This is a genomic window from Paraburkholderia metrosideri (genome assembly GCF_904848625.1).
In the GTDB taxonomy this organism is placed as follows: Bacteria; Pseudomonadota; Gammaproteobacteria; order Burkholderiales; family Burkholderiaceae; genus Paraburkholderia; species Paraburkholderia metrosideri.
The window spans coordinates 379,717-395,485 of the sequence record NZ_CAJHCP010000003.1 but is presented as its reverse complement, the minus strand read 5'-3'; the positions used below and the strand labels follow the sequence as shown (position 1 = coordinate 395,485).

15 protein-coding genes are annotated in these 15,769 nt (G+C 61.9%); 11 read left to right on the top strand and 4 right to left on the bottom strand.

Annotation, left to right across the window (positions count from 1 at the left end; genetic code table 11):
- The first annotated feature begins 63 nt into the window (after window positions 1-63).
- A complete protein-coding gene (locus LMG28727_RS07555) occupies window positions 64-1,113 on the top strand; it encodes a sugar phosphate isomerase/epimerase family protein (protein WP_201641684.1) in 1,050 nt (349 codons plus the stop codon).
- 37 nt (window positions 1,114-1,150) lie between these two features.
- The gene (locus tag LMG28727_RS07550; RefSeq protein ID WP_201641683.1) at window positions 1,151-2,314 is read left to right on the top strand and encodes a Gfo/Idh/MocA family protein; all 1,164 of its coding nucleotides are present in this window, start codon (window positions 1,151-1,153) and stop codon (window positions 2,312-2,314) included.
- Between the two features lie 62 nt (window positions 2,315-2,376).
- Here LMG28727_RS07550 and LMG28727_RS07545 read toward each other — a convergent pair whose 3' ends face one another.
- The 3 genes from LMG28727_RS07545 to LMG28727_RS07535 form a co-directional block, all read right to left on the bottom strand.
- Window positions 2,377-2,637: a hypothetical protein gene (locus LMG28727_RS07545; protein WP_201641682.1), complete on the bottom strand. Its 261-nt coding sequence runs from the start codon at window positions 2,635-2,637 to the stop codon at window positions 2,377-2,379.
- Window positions 2,638-2,762: 125 nt separating this feature from the next.
- Window positions 2,763-3,923: an ABC transporter substrate-binding protein gene (locus LMG28727_RS07540; protein WP_201641681.1), complete on the bottom strand. Its 1,161-nt coding sequence runs from the start codon at window positions 3,921-3,923 to the stop codon at window positions 2,763-2,765.
- A 57-nt stretch (window positions 3,924-3,980) separates the two neighbouring features.
- On the bottom strand, window positions 3,981-4,922 hold the full coding sequence (locus LMG28727_RS07535) for a CysB family HTH-type transcriptional regulator (protein WP_201641680.1): 942 nt from the start codon (window positions 4,920-4,922) through the stop codon (window positions 3,981-3,983).
- A gap of 219 nt (window positions 4,923-5,141) precedes the next feature.
- Here LMG28727_RS07535 and LMG28727_RS07530 point away from each other — a divergent pair, with 219 nt between their 5' ends.
- From LMG28727_RS07530 to cobA, 6 genes are all read left to right on the top strand, one after another.
- Window positions 5,142-6,821, top strand: a complete 1,680-nt coding sequence (locus LMG28727_RS07530) for a nitrite/sulfite reductase (RefSeq protein WP_201641679.1) — start codon at window positions 5,142-5,144, stop codon at window positions 6,819-6,821.
- Window positions 6,822-6,843: 22 nt separating this feature from the next.
- A complete protein-coding gene (locus tag LMG28727_RS07525) occupies window positions 6,844-7,386 on the top strand; it encodes a DUF934 domain-containing protein (protein ID WP_201641678.1) in 543 nt (180 codons plus the stop codon).
- The gene (locus LMG28727_RS07520) at window positions 7,383-8,141 is read left to right on the top strand and encodes a phosphoadenylyl-sulfate reductase (protein ID WP_201641677.1); all 759 of its coding nucleotides are present in this window, start codon (window positions 7,383-7,385) and stop codon (window positions 8,139-8,141) included. The genes LMG28727_RS07525 and LMG28727_RS07520 overlap by 4 nt, the downstream gene beginning before the upstream one ends.
- Window positions 8,142-8,260: 119 nt before the next feature.
- Window positions 8,261-9,223 (top strand): sulfate adenylyltransferase subunit CysD, encoded by a 963-nt coding sequence (cysD, locus tag LMG28727_RS07515; protein WP_201641676.1) that lies wholly within the window; start codon window positions 8,261-8,263, stop codon window positions 9,221-9,223.
- A gap of 8 nt (window positions 9,224-9,231) precedes the next feature.
- A complete protein-coding gene (locus LMG28727_RS07510; RefSeq protein WP_201641675.1) occupies window positions 9,232-10,548 on the top strand; it encodes a sulfate adenylyltransferase subunit 1 in 1,317 nt (438 codons plus the stop codon).
- Window positions 10,549-10,620: 72 nt separating this feature from the next.
- A complete protein-coding gene (gene cobA / locus LMG28727_RS07505) occupies window positions 10,621-11,376 on the top strand; it encodes a uroporphyrinogen-III C-methyltransferase (RefSeq protein WP_201641674.1) in 756 nt (251 codons plus the stop codon).
- Window positions 11,377-11,417: 41 nt separating this feature from the next.
- Here the strand turns inward: cobA and LMG28727_RS07500 are convergent, their stop codons facing one another.
- Window positions 11,418-12,443 (bottom strand): AraC family transcriptional regulator, encoded by a 1,026-nt coding sequence (locus LMG28727_RS07500; RefSeq protein ID WP_201641673.1) that lies wholly within the window; start codon window positions 12,441-12,443, stop codon window positions 11,418-11,420.
- A 144-nt stretch (window positions 12,444-12,587) separates the two neighbouring features.
- Between LMG28727_RS07500 and LMG28727_RS07495 the strand changes: the two genes are divergently transcribed.
- The 3 genes from LMG28727_RS07495 (at window position 12,588) to fabG (ending at window position 15,753) form a co-directional block, all read left to right on the top strand.
- Window positions 12,588-13,520 (top strand): BKACE family enzyme, encoded by a 933-nt coding sequence (locus LMG28727_RS07495; protein ID WP_201641672.1) that lies wholly within the window; start codon window positions 12,588-12,590, stop codon window positions 13,518-13,520.
- Between the two features lie 107 nt (window positions 13,521-13,627).
- Window positions 13,628-14,971, top strand: a complete 1,344-nt coding sequence (locus LMG28727_RS07490; protein WP_201641671.1) for an MFS transporter — start codon at window positions 13,628-13,630, stop codon at window positions 14,969-14,971.
- Between the two features lie 41 nt (window positions 14,972-15,012).
- Window positions 15,013-15,753: a 3-oxoacyl-ACP reductase FabG gene (gene fabG, locus LMG28727_RS07485; RefSeq protein WP_201641670.1), complete on the top strand. Its 741-nt coding sequence runs from the start codon at window positions 15,013-15,015 to the stop codon at window positions 15,751-15,753.
- The last annotated feature ends 16 nt before the right edge of the window (window positions 15,754-15,769 follow it).

Below are 15,769 nucleotides of genomic sequence, written 5' to 3'. Positions count from 1 at the left end.
TGCGCTCGCGGCGTGTCTGTCGCAAAGATGCTGCGGGCGCGCCATCGTTCGAGGAACTGCACGATGAAAACCATCAAGGGACCGGCGATTTTTCTGGCCCAGTTCATGGGCGACGAAGTCCCGTTCGACAACCTCGCGCATCTCGCGGGCTGGGCCGCCGGTCTCGGCTTCAAGGGCATCCAGGTGCCATGCGACCCGCGCCTGATCGATCTCGACCAGGCCGCCGCGAGTCAGACCTATTGCGACGAGCTGCGTGAGACCGCCGATCGCGCGGGTGTCGCGATCACCGAGTTGTCGACCCATCTGCAGGGGCAACTGGTGGCGGTGCATCCCGCGTATGACGCGTTGTTCGACGGCTTTGCCGCGCCGCACGTGCGTGGCGATTCCGCGGCGCGCACGCAATGGGCCATCGGGCAACTGAAGCTGGCGGCAAAGGCCTCGCAGCGTCTGGCTCTGAACACGCACGTGACGTTTTCGGGCGCGCTGGCGTGGCCTTATCTTTACCCGTGGCCGCAACGTCCGGCCGGTTTGGTGGAAGCCGCGTTTGCAGAACTCGCACGCCGCTGGACACCGATTCTCGATGCGTTCGACGAGGCCGGTGTCGACGTCTGCTACGAATTGCACCCTGGCGAAGATCTGCACGACGGCGTGACGTTCGAGCGTTTTCTCGACGCGGTGAAACAACACGCGCGCGCCAACATCCTCTACGACCCGAGCCATTTCGTCTTGCAGCAACTCGACTATCTCGCGTTCATCGACATTTATCACGAGCGCATCAAGGCGTTCCATGTGAAAGATGCCGAGTTCCGGCCGAGCGGCAAGCAGGGCGTGTATGGCGGCTATAGCGGCTGGGTCGAACGCGCGGGCCGCTTCAGATCGCTCGGTGACGGGCAGATCGATTTCGGCGCGATCTTCTCGAAGATGGCGCAATTCGATTTTCCCGGCTGGGCCGTACTCGAATGGGAATGCGCGCTGAAGCATCCCCACGATGGCGCGCGGGAAGGCGCTGAGTTCATCCGTCGGCATATCATCCGCGTGGCCGAGCATGCGTTCGACGATTTCGCGGGCAGCGGCGTGGATGCCGCGCAGTTGAAGCGCGTGCTGGGCATTTGAGATTGGATCACAGCGGTTAAAAAGGAGTGAGACGGCAATGCCAGATAGAAAGCTCAGGCTGGGGATGGTCGGCGGCGGCCAGGGCGCGTTTATTGGCGCCGTGCATCGGATCGCGGCGCGGCTCGACGATCGTTTCGAGCTGGTCGCGGGTGCGTTGTCGTCCGATCCGCAACGCGCGCAGGCGAGCGCCGATGAAGCCGGCATCGCGCGCAGCTACACCGACTGGCGCGAGATGGCGCGCGCCGAAGCCGCCCGCGATGACGGCATCGAGGCGGTCGCGATCGTCACGCCCAATCATTTGCATGCGCCGGTCGCGACTGCGTTTCTCGAAGCCGGTATTCACGTGGTGTGCGACAAGCCGCTGGCGATCTCGCTGGCGGAAGGCGAAGCGCTGGCCCGGCTCGCTCGCGAGAAGAACAAACTGTTCGCGCTCACGCATACGTATTCCGGCTATCCGATGGTGCGTCATGCGCGCGAGTTGATCGAACGGGGCGAGCTTGGCGAGATACGCGTGGTCCAGGTGGAATACGCGCAGGACTGGCTCGCGGAACCGGTGGAAGCGAGCGGCACGAACAAGCAGGCCGGGTGGCGCACGGACCCGTCGTTAGCGGGGCCGGCTGGCTGTCTCGGCGATATCGGCACGCATGCTTATCATCTCGCCGCTTTCGTCACGGGGATGAAGCCGCAGACGCTGTCAGCGGAATTACATACGTTCGTGCCCGGACGACGCATCGACGATCACGTGCAGGCAATGCTGCGCTATCCGAACGGCGCGCGCGGCATGTTGTGGGCGAGCCAGGTGGCGAGTGGCGCGGAGAATGCGTTGCGTCTGAGGGTATATGGAACCAAGGCGGGTATCGCTTTCGATCAGGAGAATCCGAACGAATTATGGTTCACACCGCTCGCCGGTTCGGCAGAACGCTTGACGCGCGGGCGGGTGAAAAGCTCGATTGCCGCGCACGCGACTCGTGTGCCGCCGGGGCACCCCGAGGGATATCTGGAAGCGTTCGCGCAGCTCTATAAAGATGCAGCGTTGCAGATCGAAGCGCTGGACGAAGGCCGTGCGTTACCTGACGAAAGCCGCTTGCTTACCACGGTGGACGACGGTGTAGACGGTCTGCGCTTTATCGATGCCGTGCTGGCCAGCAGCGCGGCCGATGGGCAATGGCGGGAAATTGCGAAGGCTGGAGGGCGTGCGTGAAGTGCGTGAAGTGCGTGACTGGCATGAGGTGCATGACATGCGTGACGCGCGTCGGGGGCGGCTCAACCGCCCTTGCTCTTCCTGATCTGTTCTTCGAATGCGATGTCGAGCTTGCTGGCTTTGCGCGGTTTCTGCGGCCCGAACGCATCGACGAATTTAACGAAGTCGTCGAGTGTCAGCGGGTCGGAGACCTTCTTGTCGGTGCCGCTTGACTTGTCGACCAGGTAAAAAAGACCGCCTGACAGGCTGATTGCCGCGAACTGCGGATTGGCGCTGCGCGTCTTTAAACGTTCGACGGCGTGAATGGCTCGGGTGGTGCGCATGATGTCGGAATGCCGGTCAGGTAAAGATTGCTACTTTAACAATTTCGCCGGCGCCGCGCGTGACAACGGCAACCCAGGTTCATGGCAGCGGCGCCTCCGGTGTCATCGAGGCGCCGCCTCCGGGCTTACTGGCTCAGGTAGACAAACTTCCCGTCCTTGATGATCCCCATCACGCTGGCGCGCTGATCCAGCCCGACGTGATCCTTCTGGCTCGTATTGACCACACCGTTCGGCACGACCAGTTCATGCGCGTGCTCCAGTTCATCCCTCAACGCGACCCGAAACGCGGGCGTGCCCGGTTGCGCCTTCTTCAAAGCACGCGCGACCGCATCCTGCAGACGCGGATAAACCCCCGCTGCGTCGCCCGCGAATTGCGTCACGCTGCCCGCATCGTACTTCGCCTCATACTCGTTGGTGAACGCAAGCGCGGCTTTTTTCGCCGGATGATCCGCCGGCAACGTACGCGCGACGACAACTGGCTGCGTCGGAAACAGCGTGCCTTCGACGTCCTTGCCGCCAAGCTTGATGAACTCCGGCGTCGCGATACCGTGGGTCTGATAGATCGGCCCTTTATAGCCGCGCTCGATCAGCGTGCGTTGCGGCAGCACCGTGGGCGTACCTGCGCCGGCGATCAGAATCGCGTCGGGCTTCGCGGCCATCACCTTCAGAACCTGCCCGGTGACGCTTGCATCCGTGCGGTTATAGCGCTCGGTCGCGACCAACTGGATATGCCGCAGCGCTGCGAATTTGCTGAACTCGTTGAGCCAGCTTTCGCCGTAGCCGTCCGCGAAACCGATGAAGCCCACCGTCTTCACGTTGTGGTTCGACATGTAGCGCGTCATCACGTCGGCCATCGCGCTGTCGGTCTGCGCCATCTTGTAGGCCCACACCTTCTTGCCTTCCTGCGGCTCCACGACGCTGGCCGAGCCGATCAGCGTGATCATCGGTGTCTGGCTTTCGGCCACCGGATCGAGCGCGGCCATGGCGGCTGGCGTGATATTCGGGCCGACGATCACATCCACGTGATCCTCGTTGATCAGCTTACGGATGTTGCGCACGGCCATGCCGGGGTCCGACGCGTCGTCGAGGAAAATGTAATCTGCCTTCTGGCCCGCGATCGTCGCGGGCCACATCAGCATCGCGTTCTTGCTGGTGATGCCGATCACGGCCGCCGGGCCGGTGCTCGACAGATCGATGCCGACCTTGAGGTCGGCATGAGCTGCGGTGGCGAGCAATAGCGCGCCGAGAGCGGCGAGGCCGCGAAGTCTGTTGTTATGCGACGTCATCGAGAAGGTCTCCGTGCGGCAAGCGCGCGTCATTCAACGCGGCTTGCAAAACTGCGGTCAAAGTTCGTAGGTTTCGTGTTCGCCCTTCAGCGCCTGTTCGATCAGCTTGCGGTTCATGCTCGGCGACAGCAGTTCGACGAGCGTATACACATAGCTGCGCAGGTACGCGCCCTGTTTCAGCGCGACCCGCGTCACGTTGCTGCCGAACAGATGCCCGACCGGCATGGCCCGCAAATGACGGTCGCGCTCGGCGTTGAACGCGATATCCGCCATGATGCCGACGCCCAGACCCAATTCGACATAGGTCTTGATCACGTCGGCGTCGATCGCCTCCAGCACGATGTCCGGATGCAAACCGCGCAGGCGGAACGCCTCGTTGATCTTGGTGCGGCCCGCGAACGCGTTGTCGTACGTAATCAGCGGATATTGGGTCAGATCATCCAGCGACAAAAGTTTGCGGTCGAGCAGCGGATGATCCGGCTGCATCACGGCGAGGTGGTGCCACTGGAAGCAGGGCAGCGACACGAGGTCCTTATAGGTAGCGATCGCTTCGGTGGCGATGGCGAGATCGGCCTGGTCGTGCAGCACCATCTCGGCGACCTGAGTCGGGCTGCCTTGCAGAATTGAAAGGTGAACCTTTGGAAAACGCTTCTTGAATTCGGCGATGGCGGCCGGAAGTGAGTAGCGGGCCTGCGTGTGGGTCGCGGCGATCACCAGATTGCCCTGATCCTGCGCCGCGTAGTCCTTGCCGACCCGCTTGAGGCTCTCGACCTCCTGCAGGATTTTCTCGACCGATTGCAATATGATGCGTCCCGGCTCAGTGAGCGAGCGCACGCGCTTGCCATGCCGGGTAAAGATTTCAACGCCCAGCTCGTCCTCCAGCTCGATGATCGCTTTGGAAACGCCGGGCTGGCTTGTAAACAGCGCTTTGGCCGCTTCGGTCAGATTGAAGTTCTGCCGGACAGCCTCGCGCACGAAGCGGAATTGGTGCAGGTTCATATATAACCTCTCCGCATATAAAAAGAATTTTTTAGTCGTTTGAAATATAAGGCGAGTTTATTACGATCTGTCCATCTTTTTCAATATGGATATCTGTATTTGTCATAAGCAAATGAGAGATGGGTCTAAACCCTCGTTTGCAGCAGGTGACTAATAGGGATATTCAAGGCGCGGCGGAACGCGACCGCCGTGTGTTACGCAAAAAATTGGGGTCCCCGAATGTACCAATACGATCAGTACGACCAGACCATCGTCGATGAACGGGTCGCGCAATACGCCGATCAGGTTCGCCGCCGCTTGTCGGGCGAATTGAGCGAAGAGGAGTTTCGTCCGCTGCGTCTGCAGAACGGCCTGTACTACCAGCGCCACGCTTACATGCACCGCATCGCGATTCCTTACGGCAATCTGCGCAGCGACCAGATGCGCGTGCTCGCGCAGATCGCACGCGAACACGACCGCGGTTACGGTCACTTCTCGACGCGTTCGAACATCCAGTACAACTGGATCAAGCTCGAAGAAACGCCGGAAATCCTGCGCAAGCTCGCCGCTGTGCAGATGCACGGCATTCAGACCTCGGGCAATTGCATCCGCAACATCACCGCTGACCAGTTCGCTGGCGTAGCACCGGATGAAGTGGTCGATCCGCGTCCGTGGGCGGAAATTCTGCGCCAATGGTCGACGTTCCACCCGGAATTCGCGTGGCTGCCGCGTAAGTTCAAGATTGCCGTGTCGGGTTCGAAAGAAGACCGCGCTGCCGTGCAGATTCACGACATGGGCGTGTATCTGAAGAAGAACGAGCAGGGCGAGCTGGTCGCCGATATTCTGGCCGGCGGCGGCATGGGCCGTACGCCGATCATCGGCGCGATCATCCGTAAAGATCTGCCGTGGCAACACCTGTTGACGTATTGCGAAGCCGTGCTGCGCGTGTACAACCGCTATGGCCGTCGCGACAACATCTATAAGGCGCGGATCAAGATTCTCGTGAAGGCGCTGAGCCCGGAGAAATTCTCGGCGCAGGTCGAAGAAGAATGGCAGCACCTGAAGGACGGCCCGGCAACGCTGACGCAAGCGGAAGTGGATCGCGTGGTGAAGGATTTCGCACCGCCTGTCTACGAAAAGCTGCCGGACACCGACGCTTCGTTCGAAAAGCATCTGCTGGAAAACCGTGCGTTTGCCCGTTGGGTCGAGCGTAATGTGCGTCCGCATAAGGTGTCGGGCTATTCGTCGGTGACGCTGTCGCTGAAGCCGACTACGATCGCCCCGGGCGATGCAACCGACACGCAAATGGAAGCGGTCGCCGATTGGGCCGACGAGTACTCGCTCGGCGAAATCCGCGTGTCGCACGAACAGAACCTGATTCTCGCGAACGTCAAGAAGCGCGACCTGTTCGCGCTGTGGGAAAAGGCCAAGGCACAAGGTTTCGCGACGCCGAACATCGGCTTGCTGACCGACATCATCGCGTGCCCGGGCGGCGATTTCTGCTCGCTCGCGAATGCGAAGTCGATCCCGATCGCGCTCGCGATTCAGGAGCGTTTCAACGATCTCGACTACGTGTACGACCTGGGCGACGTGTCGCTGAACATCTCGGGTTGCATCAACGCGTGCGGTCACCATCACATCGGCAACATCGGCATTCTGGGCGTCGATAAGGACGGCTCGGAGTGGTACCAGGTGACGCTCGGCGGCGAGCAGGGTTCGGGCGCGAATGGCGCAAACCTCGGCCGCGTGATCGGCCCGTCGTTCTCGGCGGAAGAAATGCCGGACGTGATGAGCAAGGTGATCGATACGTTCGTTGAAAACCGCCACGAAGGCGAGCGCTTCATCGAAACGTACAACCGCATCGGCATGGCCCCGTTCAAGGAACGTGTGTACGCCTCGCGTCAACCGGCTCACGCGTAACCGCGAAAAGGATACTGAACAGATGGCTTCTATCATCAAGAATCGCGCGATCGTCAACGACGACTGGACGGTCGTGCGCCCGGCAGAAGACGGCTCGCTGCCGGCAGTGAACGATTTGCCCGCGGGCAAGGTGCTGGTGCCGCTCGCGTTGTGGCAGGCAGAGCGCGAAGCGCTCGCCGCATCGCGCGGCGCGGCTGAAATCGGCGTGTGGCTCGCGCCGGACAGCGAACCGGCGGATATCGTCGCCGACTTCGACAAGATCGCGCTGATCGGCGTGGACTTCCCGGTGTTCCGCGACGGCCGTGGCTACAGCATCGGCCGCCTGCTGCGCGAACGCTATGGCTACAAGGGCGAGCTGCGCGCGATCGGCGACGTGCTGCGCGATCAGATCACGTTCATGTTCCGTTGCGGCTTCGACGCGTATGCACTGCGCGCGGACAAAGACTTCGACGACGCACTGAAAGCGTTCGACGAATTCAGCTTCAACTATCAAGGCGCGGTGGATAACCCGTCGCCGCTGTTCCGCCGCCGTGAAGCGGGCGAACTCGGCAAGGTTTCAGCATGAGCGAAGTTCAATCGCTCACGCCGGAACTCGCTGCGAAGGTCGAGCGCCTCGATGCGCTGCTCGACTCGATCGCCGCGCGTCACGCGAACGTGAAGCTCGCCAGCAGCCTCGCAGCGGAAGACATGCTGCTCACGCACGCGATCCTGTCGCGTGGCGTGAAGATCGGCATCTTCTCGCTGAACACGGGGCGTTTGCATGCTGAGACGCTGGGCATGCTCGATCGGGTGAAAGAGCGTTATGGCTACGAGATCGAACAGTTTCACCCGCAAGCTGCCGCCGTCGACGAATACGTCGCATCGCATGGTCTGAACGCGTTTTATGAGAGCGTCGATCTGCGCAAGCGCTGCTGCGAAATCCGCAAGGTCGAGCCGTTGAACCGCGCGTTGTCGGACGTCAGCGCATGGGTCACCGGTCAGCGTCGCGAGCAGTCGGTGACACGTGCCGAACTGCACGCGGAAGAACACGACGCAGCGCGCAATATCGCCAAGTTCAATCCGCTGACGGACTGGACCGAAGCCGAAGTTTGGGACTACCTTAAAGCTTTCGACGTGCCGGTCAATCCGCTGCACGCACGCGGTTATCCGAGCATTGGCTGCGAACCGTGTACCCGCGCAATTCGTCCCGGTGAAGATAGCCGGGCAGGGCGCTGGTGGTGGGAGTCGCGCGATACGAAGGAATGCGGACTGCACATCACGACCATCACGCCGATTGCAACTGAGCGCAGCGAAAACGTCTCGGCTTTAAAGTTTCAGTAATTAAGCCCTTGGCTTTTACTCGGAACGCCGCAAGTAAAGACGCAAGTACAGATACCGATTTGAATACTTCCGCCCAGGCGAGCAACCGCTCGCGGGGGGAATCAACGAAGGACCCAGATATGAGCACCACGCTCGATTCCGCTGTCAACGCTCCGCTTGCCAACACGGCAAACCGGATGGATCACCTCGATTGGCTCGAAGCCGAGTCGATTCATATCCTGCGCGAACTGGTCGCCGAATGCAGCAAGCCCGCGCTGCTGTTCTCGGGCGGCAAGGATTCGGTCGTGGTGTTGCACCTCGCGCTGAAGGCGTTCGGCATCGGCGCAAATCGCAAGACCGTGCTGCCGTTCCCGCTCGTGCATATCGACACCGGCCACAACTACGCTGAAGTGATCGACTTCCGCGATCGTCGCGCGCAAGAAATCGGCGCTGAGCTGGTGGTGGGTCACGTTGAAGATTCGATCAAGCGCGGCACCGTGCGTCTGCGTCGCGAAACGGATTCGCGTAACGCTGCGCAAGCTGTGACGTTGCTCGAAACGATCGAGCAGCATGGCTATACCGCGCTGATCGGCGGCGCGCGCCGCGACGAAGAAAAGGCCCGTGCGAAAGAACGGATCTTCTCGTTCCGCGACGAGTTCGGCCAATGGGATCCGAAGGCACAGCGCCCGGAACTGTGGAGCCTGTATAACGCGCGTCTGCATAACGGCGAACACCTGCGCGTGTTCCCGATTTCGAACTGGACCGAACTCGACGTGTGGCAGTACATCGCTCGCGAAAAGCTCGAACTGCCGTCGATCTACTACGCGCATCAACGCGAAATCGTGCGCCGTAATGGCCTGCTCGTGCCGGTCACGCCGCTTACGCCGATGCGTGAAGGTGAAGCCAGCGAGAACGCGCTGGTCCGTTTCCGTACCGTTGGCGACATTAGCTGCACGTGCCCGGTGGAAAGCGATGCGGACAATCTCGAGAAGATCATCGCCGAAACGGCCGTGACCGAGATCACCGAACGCGGCGCGACGCGGATGGACGACCAGGTCTCCGAAGCCGCGATGGAACAGCGTAAGAAGCAAGGCTATTTCTAAGGATCATCATGAGCAGTATTCATCAACCAGAAGACCTCGGCGTGCTGCGTTTTATCACTGCGGGCAGCGTCGACGATGGCAAGAGCACGTTGATCGGCCGCCTGCTGTACGACAGCAAGGCCGTGTTGAGCGACCAGCTCTCGGCACTGTCGCGCGCAAAGAATAAGCGTACCGTTGGCGACGAAATCGATCTGTCGCTGCTGACCGATGGCCTCGAAGCCGAACGCGAGCAGGGCATCACGATCGACGTTGCGTACCGCTATTTCGCTACGGCCAAGCGCAAGTTCATCATCGCCGATACGCCGGGTCACGAGCAGTACACGCGCAACATGGTAACGGGCGCATCGACCGCGCACGCCGCGATCATTCTCGTCGACGCAACGCGTGTGACGTTTGTCGACGGCGTTGCGCAACTGCTGCCGCAAACCAAGCGTCATAGCGCGATCGTCAAGCTGCTCGGTTTGCAGCATGCAATCGTCGCGATCAACAAGATGGATCTGGTCGACTACAGCGAGCAACGCTTCAACGAGATTCGCGATGCGTATGTCGAACTCGCGCGCCAACTCGGTCTGAAGGACGTGCGCTTCGTGCCGGTGTCGGCGCTGAAGGGCGACAACATCGTGACCGCCAGCGAAAGCATGCCGTGGTACGCGGGCGAGCCACTGCTGGACCTGCTCGAAGCGCTGCCGGTGGAAATTCCGACGGGCCAGGCGCTGCGTTTCCCGGTGCAATGGGTCGCGCGTCAGGACGGCAGCCAGGCCGACGATTTCCGCGGCTACATGGGCCGTATTGAAGCCGGCGAAGTGAAACTCGGCGATACGATCGTCGTGCTGCCGGCTAACCGCGAAGCAACCGTTGCCGAGATCATCGCGCCGGTGGTGGGCGGTACGGCGGCGGTGGATCGCGCGTTTGCAGGTCAAACCGTGACGATCCGTCTCGCGGAAGACGTCGACGTGTCGCGCGGCGACACCTTCGTGCTGCGCGAAGCCGCACCGGAACCGGCGAAGAAGCTCGAAGCCGATCTGTGCTGGTTCGACGACACGCCGCTGTCGACGCAACGCAAGTATCTGTTGAAGCAGACCACCAGCACGGTGTTCGCGCGCATCGGTGCGATCAAGGAAGTGCTCGACGTGCATACGCTGTCGCAAGCGACCGATCGCAAGGAGCTCGCGATGAACGACATCGGCCGCGTGGCGCTGACGTTGCAGAAGCCGTTGGTGTGCGACGTGTACGACTCGCACCAGGGCACGGGCGCATTCGTGCTGATCGACGAAGCGACGCACCACACTGTCGCAGCCGGGATGATCCGGGCGTTTTCGGCGTAAGCGTAAACGGGCGAGGGCGCATGACTACGCACAACTGCGTGGCTTCGCGCCCCAACCAACAGGTTGATGCAAATGGGTAAGGTTTATCTGATCGGCGCGGGGCCGGGCGCGGCGGACCTGATTACGGTACGCGGCGCGCGGCTGCTCGGCACCGCCGACGTGGTATTGCACGACGCGCTGGTCGAGCCGGCGATGCTCGATTACGCGCCAGCACATGCGCGGCGGATTGCGGTGGGCAAGCGCTGCGGGCAATTGTCGACGGCGCAGCAGTTCATCAACAAGCAGATCGTCGACGCCGCTTTGGAGCACGACGTGGTCGTGCGCCTGAAGGGCGGAGATCCGATGCTGTTCGGCCGCGCCGACGAAGAAATGCGGGCGCTTGAGGCTGCGGGCATCGACTATGAGGTGGTGCCTGGAATCACCGCTGCGCTGGCGAGCGCGGCTTCTTTAAAGCGCTCGTTGACGCTGCGCGGCGTATCGCGCAGTGTCGCGCTGGCCACGTTCAGCCGTGCGCCGGGGTCCGATGAAATTCGTGAACAGGTGAACGCGGACTCGCTCGTGTTTTACATGGGCCGCGATAGCGGCGTCGAGATTGCGCAGCAATTGATCGATGCCGGCAAGCCTGTTTCCACGCCTGTGGCAATCGTCGAGGCTTGCAGCACCGAGCGCGAACGCATGCTGACGCTCACACTCGAAGAACTCGCGGCGGGCGAGGCGCAGCGCTGGGTCGATGCGTCGCAGCCGAGCTTGCTGATGATCGGCGACGCGTTTGCCGAGCGGCGGCTCAACGTGGTGCGCGCAGCCGATGGGATGCTGGTCGCCGCCTGAGCCGACCACGCCCGCGCGGCGCCACGCGATTAACCCCACAATCACCCCCGCAACTCCCCCGGCCCTTTCCCCGTCCAGCGCTTCAATGCGCGCCGGAAATTCGCCGGGTCGCTGAAACCAAGCAGCATCGCGATGTCGTCGGTGCTCATCTTCGTGGTTTTCAGATATTCAACCGCAAGCGAGCAGCGCACGTCGTCGACGATCGCGACGAACGACGTGCCTTCGCTCTCCAGCCGCCGCCGCAACGTGCGGCTCGTCATCTTCAACGCTTGTGCGGCTTCTTCCATGCCCGGAAATTCGCCGGGCTTGCGCATCAGCATCTGATACACCTCCCCCGATACGCCGACGGAAGTCTTCGCCTGCCCGATCAACCGGTCGCAGGTTTCCTGCAATAGCGTAGCGGTGAGCCGGTGCGCGAGTTGCGGCTTCTGTTCGAGAATGCTGCTGTCGTAGTGAAGCTCGCATTGCGGCTGATCGAAATAGCACGGGCAACCGAGGTACTCGCTATAGATGTCCGCGTGCGCGGGCGCCGGATACGAAAAGCACGCTTGGGTTGGCGGACAGCTTCTGCCCGCCACGTCCTGAAGATGCGTGACGTGTTGCATGAACTGCTGTTCGAGCAGGAACTGGCGCAACTCGGTCGACGGACTGGAGATGAACGCGTCCGGAAAGGTCCAGATGCCTTCGTCCGGATATTCGGTCCATTCGATCGTCAGCGTGGGCGTTGCGAGCTGGTGATACTTGACGCCCAGCCGGAAGTAATCGCGCAGCGACAGGCACGACATCAGCGCATAGCCGTACATCCCGTACGCGGACAGATGCAGCCGCGAGCCAGTGATGAACGGCGTGGCCGGACTGCACGACAGCAGGATCGCGTTGCGGCAGATGGCCATGTATTGCCGTACCGAAGTCAGCGCAGCCGCATCGTAAATCCGCCCGGCCTCCACACCGCTGCCTTTCAGGCAATCTTCGGGCGCAATGCCTTGTTCGCCGAGCACTTCGACCAGCGCGGCAATCTTGTACGGCGCGTAAATACGCTCGTTCTGCAACGGCAACTTCGACGGCATCGCTTCACCTCAGATTGTCCCGGAACAACATCCGCATGTCCGAAAATGACCTTACGAGGCGGATCGTATCCCACTACCATCGGTATCACCATAAGAAATTCGCAGGCAGTCCATTCATGGATCGCCGCCGATAAGGAGACACCCTTGCTGAACCGCAAAGTCATTATTTCCTGCGCAGTGACCGGCGCGACGCACACGCCGTCGATGTCCGAATACCTTCCGCTCACGCCGGCGCAGATCGCCGCCCAGTCGATCGAAGCGGCTGAAGCCGGCGCCGCGATCCTGCACCTGCACGCGCGCAATCCCGCTGACGGCAAACCGACGCCTTCGCCCGACGTGTTCCGCCAGTTCGTGCCCGCGATCGTCGAGGCCACTGATGCGGTCATCAACATCACGACCGGCGGCAGCACGCGCATGACGCTCGCCGACCGGCTCGCCTACCCGCGGCTCGCGAAGCCGGAAATGTGTTCGCTGAACATGGGCTCGATGAACTTCTCGATCCACCCGATCGCCGCGCGCATGCCGTCGTGGCGCTATGACTGGGAGAAGGACTACATCGAAGGGATGGAAGACACGATCTTCCGCAATACCTTCAAGGACATCAAAAGCATCCTGCTCGAACTGGGCGAAAGCGGCACGCGCTTCGAGTTCGAATGCTACGACGTCGGGCACCTGTACAACCTCGCGCATTTCGTCGACCAGGGCTTGATCAAGCCGCCGTTCTTCATTCAATCGGTGTTCGGCATTCTCGGCGGACTCGGCGCGGACCCGGAGAACATGACGGTGATGCGTTCCACCGCCGACCGGTTGTTTGGCCGCGAAAACTACCAGTTCTCGATTCTCGGCGCGGGCCGTCATCAGATGGCGTTCGTGACGATGGGCGCGATCATGGGCGGCAACGTGCGCGTCGGTCTCGAAGACAGCGTGTATCTGTCCAAAGGCGTGAAGGCGGAAAGCAACGCACAGCAGGTGCGCAAGATTCGCCGCATTCTCGAAGAGCTGTCGTTCGAGATCGCGACACCGGCCGAAGCGCGACAGATGCTCGGCCTCAAAGGCGCGGACAAGGTCAGCTTCTGAGCCGAATCCGCTGAACTCGCCGGCCCCGGCTGAACCTCGCTGACCCGGACAAGCCGGTAAAACCCAACCTATAAAAACAACAACACGCCTTCTTAGGTGGAGACATCATGACAACCCAGAGCGCCGGCCCCGCCGGCAACGCGCTGCATCGCATCGCGACTCATAAGGCGATGCTGAGACTGATCCCGCTGATGTGCGCGATCTATTTCATGTCGTACCTCGACCGCACCAACGTGTCGCTCGCGAAGGCGCGGCTCGCCGCCGATCTCGGCATCAGCGCGGCCGCCTATGGTCTCGGCGCGGGCATCTTCTTCATCGGCTATGCGCTGCTCGAGGTGCCGAGCAATCTGGTCGCGCACCGGGTCGGGCCGCGTCGCTGGATCGCGCGGATCGCGGTCACGTGGGGCGCGCTATCCGTGTCGATGATGTTCGTGCAGGGCGAGTGGTCGTTCTATACGATCCGCGTGCTGCTCGGCATCGCCGAAGCGGGTCTTTTCCCGGCGCTGATGTACATGGTGACGATGTGGTTCGCGCCGCAGGATCGCTCGGTGGCGGTGGGCTGGATCTACACCGCGCCCGCACTGGCACTGGTGATCGGCAACCCGCTGGGCGGTGCATTCATGCAGATGGATGGCTTCGGCGGCCTGCATGGCTGGCAGTGGCTGTTCCTGCTCGAAGGCTTGCCGACCATCTTCGTGGGCGTGTTTCTGTGGTTCAAACTGCCGGAAAAGCCGTCCGACGCACGCTGGCTGTCCGTTGACGAAGCGCGTGCGCTCGAAGCGCGCGCCGTGCCGGATGCCGTGCATCCCGGCATGTTCTCGCAGGACTGGGTCGCCGCGTTGAAGCGGCCGGCCACCGTGCTGATCGGCTTGATCTACTTTCTGAACCAGGTCGCGTTTGTCGGGCTCGTCTTCTTTACCCCCGCGATGATCCAGCAGATGCACGTGCAGTCGCCGCTGATGATCGGCGTGCTGTCGAGCAGTGTCGGGATCGGCTTTCTGCTCGGCGTGCTGGTGCTGCCGCGCATTCATCGCCGGGTCACGAACGATTGTCTGTATCTCGGCGTGTTGACCGCAGGGCTGGTGGTCAGCGCAATCCTGTTCATCTCGACGAGCGTGCTGTCGATGCAACTGCTGCTGTTCGTCGCGACCGCGTTCTTCGCGGGCGGCGTGCTGCCGCTCTACTGGGCAATCGCGATGAAACGGCTGCACGGCATCCAGGCTGCAGCGGGACTGGCGTTCATCAATACGCTCGGCCTGATCGGCGGATTCGTCGGGCCGTATCTGTTCGGCCTCGCGGAAAGCGCGTCGGGTCATAGCGCGTCCGGGTTGTCGGTGGTGGTCGGCGCGTCGATCCTCGGCCTGATCCTGGTACCTCTGCTCGCGAAGGCGATTCAGTCAGAGGGGCGCGCGGCGAGTGTCGCCGAACCGCTGTTGAACATCGAGCCATAATTGCAGCGCCATCCGGGCGCTTCCAACTACGGGAACAAACAATGAGATTGAATGGAAAGGTCGCCATCGTGACGGGTGCGGGGCAGGGCATCGGCGCTGCGACCGCACTCAAATTCGCGAAAGAAGGCGCGCGCGTCGCGGTGTGCGACGTGAATCACGACGCGGTGTCCCAGGTCGTGGCCGCGTGCCGCGCGGCAGGTGCGGAAGCGCTCGGCTTCACGCTCGACGTGACGAATCGCGCGGCAGTCGACGACATGATCGCCGACGTGCGCGAACGCTTCCGGCAGATCGACGTGCTGGTGAACAACGCCGGCATCACGCGCGACGCACGTCTGCAAAAAATGACGCCCCAGCAATTCGACGACGTGATCGACGTGAACCTGCGCGGCGTGTTCCACGCGGCGCAGGCGGTCGTCGACACGATGATCGCGCAAGGCTCGGGCGTGATCCTGAATGCGAGCTCCGTGGTCGGCCTCTACGGCAACTACGGACAGACCAACTACGCGGCGGCGAAGTTCGGCGTGATCGGCTTTACCAAGACCTGGAGTCGCGAGCTGGGACCGAAGGGGATTCGCGTCAATGCGATTGCGCCAGGCTTCATCGACACGCCGATTCTCGCGACCGTGCCGCAGGAAGTGCTCGCGAAAATGCGCGAGCAGGTGCCGCTGCGCCGGCTCGGCACGCCCGAGGAAATCGCCAATATCTACGCCTTTCTCGCGAGCGACGAAGCGAGCTATATCAACGGCGCCGTGATCGAAGCATCCGGCGGGATGACACTTTAAACATTCGAGGACCTGC